Annotated in this window: 1 pseudogene; it reads left to right on the top strand. The window is 41.2% G+C overall.

The features are described from left to right. A pseudogene (locus tag V6260_RS19110) lies at window positions 1-90 on the top strand (ComF family protein); the annotation flags it as partial. Between the last annotated feature and the right edge of the window lie 126 nt (window positions 91-216).

Genomic DNA, 216 nt, shown 5'->3' on the forward strand with positions numbered 1-216 from the left:
GGCTCTACACTTAATGCTGCTACGCAGGCTTTAAAACAAGCGTGCGCTAAACATGTGTGGGCATTTACCAGCTGTTTAACGCCGCTTTAATTATTTCAATTAAAATCGAGCTCTTACGCCTAAACTAACTGAGCGTCCCGGTAAAGTAGCTTCATCTTTTAAGTACGATGAATGCACTCGCCCTTCTTGATCACTTAAGTTATCGCCTATTATATA

The sequence above is a fragment of the Pseudoalteromonas aliena genome, from assembly GCF_038155085.1.
Lineage (GTDB): Bacteria > Pseudomonadota > Gammaproteobacteria > Enterobacterales > Alteromonadaceae > Pseudoalteromonas > Pseudoalteromonas aliena_A.